Origin of the sequence: Micrococcus sp. HSID17227, from assembly GCF_003989405.1 — a bacterium.
GTDB classification, from domain to species: Bacteria; Actinomycetota; Actinomycetes; order Actinomycetales; family Micrococcaceae; genus Micrococcus; species Micrococcus luteus.
Genome location: NZ_RBLN01000143.1, coordinates 1 through 5,573, shown reverse-complemented (window position 1 = coordinate 5,573; position 5,573 = coordinate 1). Strand labels below are relative to the sequence as shown.

4 protein-coding genes are annotated in these 5,573 nt (G+C 71.9%); 2 read left to right on the top strand and 2 right to left on the bottom strand.

The genetic code is table 11. The features are described 5' to 3' along the window. Window positions 1-139: 139 nt before the first annotated feature. The gene (locus tag D8M29_RS08020; protein ID WP_174233322.1) at window positions 140-1,162 is read left to right on the top strand and encodes an NAD(P)-dependent oxidoreductase; all 1,023 of its coding nucleotides are present in this window, start codon (window positions 140-142) and stop codon (window positions 1,160-1,162) included. A 124-nt stretch (window positions 1,163-1,286) separates the two neighbouring features. On the opposite strand, the gene D8M29_RS08015 is transcribed toward D8M29_RS08020, so the two are convergent. After that, the gene (locus D8M29_RS08015) at window positions 1,287-3,392 is read right to left on the bottom strand and encodes a type IIA DNA topoisomerase subunit B (protein ID WP_044659526.1); all 2,106 of its coding nucleotides are present in this window, start codon (window positions 3,390-3,392) and stop codon (window positions 1,287-1,289) included. A 252-nt stretch (window positions 3,393-3,644) separates the two neighbouring features. Here D8M29_RS08015 and D8M29_RS08010 point away from each other — a divergent pair, with 252 nt between their 5' ends. After that, window positions 3,645-3,854, top strand: a complete 210-nt coding sequence (locus tag D8M29_RS08010) for a hypothetical protein (protein ID WP_002858172.1) — start codon at window positions 3,645-3,647, stop codon at window positions 3,852-3,854. A gap of 65 nt (window positions 3,855-3,919) precedes the next feature. On the opposite strand, the gene D8M29_RS08005 is transcribed toward D8M29_RS08010, so the two are convergent. Next, window positions 3,920-5,470, bottom strand: a complete 1,551-nt coding sequence (locus D8M29_RS08005) for an RNA polymerase sigma factor (RefSeq protein WP_239074670.1) — start codon at window positions 5,468-5,470, stop codon at window positions 3,920-3,922. Between the last annotated feature and the right edge of the window lie 103 nt (window positions 5,471-5,573).

Genomic DNA, 5,573 nt, shown 5'->3' with positions numbered 1-5,573 from the left:
CGGCACGCGGGCACCACTCCACGTTCGGCCGCGGCCGTGTGGCCGATGGGGCGGAGGCAGCGCGGGACGGCTGGCAGGGGTGTGCGCTGTGAGGGGCGTCGGCTCCGCCTGCGACACGGCCGCCGCCGGGCGGCCGGCCCTGGGCGAGCGGCTGGGGTCGCGCGGCGTCCCGGTGACCGGCGCCTCGGGGCTGCTGGGTGCGGGCGTCGCCCGGGTGCTCGCCGATGCCGGCAACGACGTGACCACCCTGCAGCGGCGTCCGTCGGGCGTGCCCGGTGCGCGGGACGTGCGCGGGTCCGTGACCGACCCGGCCGCCGTCGAGGAGGCCCTGACCGGCGCGGACACCGTGGTGCACGTGGCCGCGAAGGTGTCCGTGTCCGGCCCCGAGCACGAGTACGAGGCCGTGAACGTGGAGGGCACGCGCATCCTGTTGCACGCCGCACAGCGCCACGGCGTGCGACGCTTCGTCCACGTCTCCTCCCCCTCCGTGGCGCACGCCGGCGACTCCATCGTCGGCGAGGGCGCCGGAGCCGCCAGCCCCGAGCACGCGCGCGGACCCTACGCGCGCACGAAGGCGGCCGGCGAGCGACTGGCCCTGGCCGCCGACCGCGACGACTTCCGCGTCCTGGTGCTGCGCCCCCACCTGATGTGGGGGCCCGGGGACCTGCAGCTCACCGACCGGATCGTGCAGCGCGCGCGGGCCGGGCGAATGCCCGTGCTCGGCACGGGCGCTCCCCTGGTCGACACGCTGTACACGGCCAACGCCGTCGAGGCCGTGGTGGCGGCTGTGTCCGCGGCCGACGTGCACCACGGCGAGGCCCTCGTGGTCACCAACGGCGAGCCGCGACCGGTCGGCGAGCTGATCCGCCAGATCGCGCTGGCGGGCGGCGCCGCGGAGCCCGAACGCCGCGTCCCGGCGGGCCTGGCCCGGCGCGCCGGTGCCCTGATCGAGCGGGCGTGGGAGCGGGATCTGTTCGGGCTGCGGTCCCGGGGCGTGGGCTCCGACGACGGCGAGCCGCCGCTGACCGAGTTCCTCGCCGAGCAGCTCTCGACCGCCCACTGGTTCGACCAGCGTCGCACCCGTGAGGTCCTCGCGTGGACGCCGACCGTGAGCATCGACGAGGGCCTGCACCGCGTCGCGGCGTACTACCGCGACCGCTGACGCCCGCCGCGGCCGGAACGAGCGCCCGTCCCGAGCTTTCGTTCGGAAAACGGCGCGGGTCACGCCGCTTTCGTTCGGGAAACGGCGGCGGCCGCGCCGCCGTTTCCCGAACGAAAGCGGAGGGTCAGGCGTCGATGCGCTCGCGGTCCAGCTCGTCGGCGTGGGAGACGATGAAGTCCTTGCGCGGGGCCACCGCGGAACCCATGAGCAGGTCGAAGACGCGCTCGGCGGCCTCCACCTCGGCGATGTTCACGCGGCGGAGCATGCGGTGGCGCGGGTCCATGGTGGTCTCGGCCAGCTGGTCCGCGTCCATCTCGCCCAGACCCTTGTAGCGCTGGATCGGCTCGCGATACGAGCGGCCCTCCCGCTCCAGGCGGGCGAGCGTCGCGTGCAGCTCCTGCTCGGAGTACGTGTAGATGACCTCGCGTTCCTTGACGCCCCGGGTCACCGCCTCGATCCGGTGCAGCGGCGGGACGGCCGCGTACACGCGCCCGGCCTCGACCATGGGCCGCATGTAGCGGAAGAAGAGCGTCAGCAGGAGGGTGCGGATGTGGGCACCGTCCACGTCCGCGTCCGTCATCAGCACGACCTTGCCGTAGCGGGCCGCATCCAGGTCGAAGCTGCGCCCCGCACCACCCCCGACGACCTGGATCAGCGCCGCGCACTCGGCATTGGCCAGGATGTCCGAGACGGAGGCCTTCTGCACGTTCAGGATCTTGCCCCGGATCGGCAGCAGGGCCTGGAAGTCGGAGGACCGGGCCAGCTTGGCGGTGCCGAGCGCCGAGTCGCCCTCGACGATGAACAGCTCGGAGGAGGCGACGTCGTTGCTGCGGCAGTCCGCCAGCTTGGCCGGCATCGTCGAGGTCTCCAGGGCGTTCTTGCGCCGCTGGTTCTCCTTGTGGGTGCGCGCGGAGATGCGCGACTTCATCTCGGCGACGACCTTCTCCAGCAGCGTGTGCACCTGCTGCTTCTGGGCGCGGGCCGTGGAGGTGAGGCGGGCGGTCAGCTGCTTCTCCACCACTTGGGAGACGATCCGCCGCACCGCGGAGGTGCCGAGGATCTCCTTGGTCTGCCCCTCGAACTGCGGCTCGGCGAGCCGCACCGTCAGGACGGCGGTCATGCCGGCCAGCACGTCGTCCTTCTCCACCTTGTCCGACCCGGCCTTGAGCCGGCGCGCGTTGGCCTCCACCTGGGCCCGGAACACCTTCAGCAGTGCCGCCTCGAACCCGGACTGATGGGTGCCGCCCTTGGGCGTGGCGATGATGTTCACGAAGGACCGGAACACGGTGTCGTAGCCGACGTCCCAGCGCAGGGCGACGTCCACCTCGCACGTGCGCTGCACATCCTGCATGGAGGTGCGCCCGTCCTCGCCGAGCACCGGGACCCGCTCCTTGAAGGTGCCGGAGCCCTGGATCCGCCACACGTCCGTCACCGGGGTGGCGGGCGTGAGGTGCTCCACGAACTCGGAGATGCCGCCGTCGTACTGGAAGACCTCCTCGACCGGGCCGTCGGCGCCGGGCGTGCCGGGTCGGCGGCGCAGGTCCTTGACTGTGATCCGCAGGCCCGGGATCAGGTAGGCGGTCTGGCGCGCCCGCGCCTGGAGCTCCTCGGCGGAGAACGTCGCGTCCTTCACGAAGATCTGCTCGTCCGCCCAGTAGCGCACGCGCGTGCCGGTCTGCCCGCGCTTGGCCTTCCCGACGACGTCCAGCGGCGAGGCGTCCGTGGACGGCTCGAACGGGGCGTCTGGCGACGGGCGCGACCCGTCCTGGAAGCGGCCCGGCTCGCCGCGCCGGAACGACATCTGGTGGACCTTGCCGCCGCGCAGCACCTGCACGTCCAGGCGCGAGGACAGGGCATTGACCACCGACGCGCCCACGCCGTGCAGGCCACCCGAGGCGGCGTAGGAACCGCCGCCGAACTTGCCGCCGGCGTGGAGCTTGGTGAACACCACCTCGACACCGGACAGGCCGGTGCGCGGCTCCACGTCCACGGGGATGCCGCGCCCGTTGTCCTCGACCTCGACGGAGCCGTCCGGATGCAGGGTGATCTCGATCGACTGCCCGAAGCCGGCCAGAGCCTCGTCCACCGAGTTGTCGATGATCTCCCAGAGGCAGTGCATGAGGCCGCGGGAATCGGTGGAGCCGATGTACATGCCCGGCCGCTTGCGGACGGCCTCGAGCCCCTCCAGCACGGAGAGGTGGCGGGCGTTGTACTCGGTGTTCGCGGGCACGGGGCGGGCCTTTCGGTGGACGACGGCGGCCGGTCCAGCCTACTCCGCGGGCCGGACACGCCAGGGTTCGGGCCGGACGTCCCTGGGCAGCCCGGCCCGGCTGCTTGCGTACGCGGGTGGCGAAACGCGGGTGCGGGGCGGGCGCGCGGGGAAGTTCCCTGCCATCCTTGCTGTTCCATGGGACAAGAGGAGGACCGACCCGCCCCACCGGCGTCGTCGCCCTCCAGCCCCGAGAGACCCGAGGAGGACACCATGTCCATCACCGCCGTGGCCGAGCCGGCCGCCCTCACCCGTTCCGACCGCTGCGACCGCTGCGGCGCGCAGGCCTACGTCCGCGCCGTGCTGCACTCGGGCGGTGCCCTCCAGTTCTGCGCCCACCACGCCCGCGCCGTCGAGGACGCGCTGCGTCCCCAGGCCGCGCTGTGGCAGGACGAGACGGACCGCCTCACCGCCGGCGCCTGACGCGCCCGGCATGACGAAGGGCCGGACCCCCGCGGGGGTCCGGCCCTTCGTCATGCCGCTGCGACTCAGTCCAGGTAGTCCCGGAGCACCTGCGAGCGGGAGGGGTGACGCAGCTTGGACATGGTCTTCGACTCGATCTGGCGGATGCGCTCTCGTGTCACTCCGTAGACCTTGCCGATCTCGTCCAGCGTCTTGGGCTGGCCGTCGGTCAGGCCAAAGCGCATGGCGACGACACCGGCCTCGCGCTCGGAGAGCGTGTCCAGCACCGAGTGCAGCTGCTCCTGGAGCAGCGTGAAGGAGACGGCGTCCGCGGGCACGACGGCCTCGGAGTCCTCGATCAGGTCGCCGAACTCGGAGTCGCCGTCCTCGCCGAGCGGGGTGTGCAGGGAGATGGGCTCGCGGCCGTACTTCTGCACCTCGACGACCTTCTCCGGGGTCATGTCCAGCTCCTTGGCCAGCTCCTCCGGGGTGGGCTCGCGGCCGAGGTCCTGGAGCATCTGCCGCTGCACGCGGGCCAGCTTGTTGATGACCTCCACCATGTGCACCGGGATGCGGATGGTGCGGGCCTGGTCCGCCATGGCGCGGGTGATGGCCTGACGGATCCACCACGTGGCATACGTGGAGAACTTGAAGCCCTTGGTGTAGTCGAACTTCTCGACGGCGCGGATCAGGCCGAGGTTGCCCTCCTGGATGAGGTCCAGGAACAGCATGCCGCGACCGGTGTAGCGCTTGGCCAGGGAGACCACCAGACGCAGGTTGGCCTCGAGCAGGTGGTTCTTGGCCTTGCGCCCGTCCGCGATGATCAGCTGGATGTCCCGGCGCTCGCGGTAGTCGTCGGAGGCCTCGTGCTGCACGACGTGCTCGGCGTAGAGGCCGGCCTCGATGCGCATGGCCAGGTCCACCTCCTGCTCGGCGTTGAGCAGGGCGACCTTGCCGATCTGCTTCAGGTAGTCCTTCACCGGGTCCGCCGTGGCGCCCGCCACGACCACCTGCTGCACCGGGGCGTCGTCCTCGGAGTCGTCCATGACGAACGCGCCCTTGGACTGGGCCACCTTCTGGCCTGTGGCGGCCGTCGTGCCGGTCACGGCCTCCGCGTCCATCGCCGGACGCTCCGGAGCGTCCGAGCCGTCCGCGTCCTCATCATCAGAGTCTTCGGTGGCGGTCTCGTCCGCCACCACGTCCTCCTCGACGGCGTCCGCGGCCTCGGTGCGCTCGCGCGCCTGGACGAGCTCCTCGTCGTCCTCGGCCTGCTCGGCGGAGGCGGCGGACGCGGTGGCCTTCTTGCCCCCGGTCGTGGCGGTCTTCTTCGCGGCGGTGGTCTTGGCCGTGGCGGTGGTCTTGGCCGCGGTGGGCTTCCGGGTCGCCTTCTTCTTGGCCGTCGGCGTGGCAGCGGTCTTGGTCGCCGCCGACTTCGTCGCGGTCGTCCGCGTCGTGGCGCCCTTGGTCGTGGCGCTCTTCGTGGCTGCCGACTTCTTGGCTGCCGTGGAGCGGGTGCGCGTGGTCGTGGCCTCGGAGGCAGTGGTCTCCTTGCCGTCCTGCACACCGCTGGTCGTCGAAGTGGTCACTCGAGGCCTTTCCGTCTCGTCCGCGGCCACCCGCGGATCCTTGCAGTCCATAGACACGTGACCCTGTCAAGTCGCGGCCTCGGACGACCGACGTCGTCCGGGCCCGCCGACTGCAGGGTCCGTGAGTGCCAACGACGGCTGAGACCGATCTATA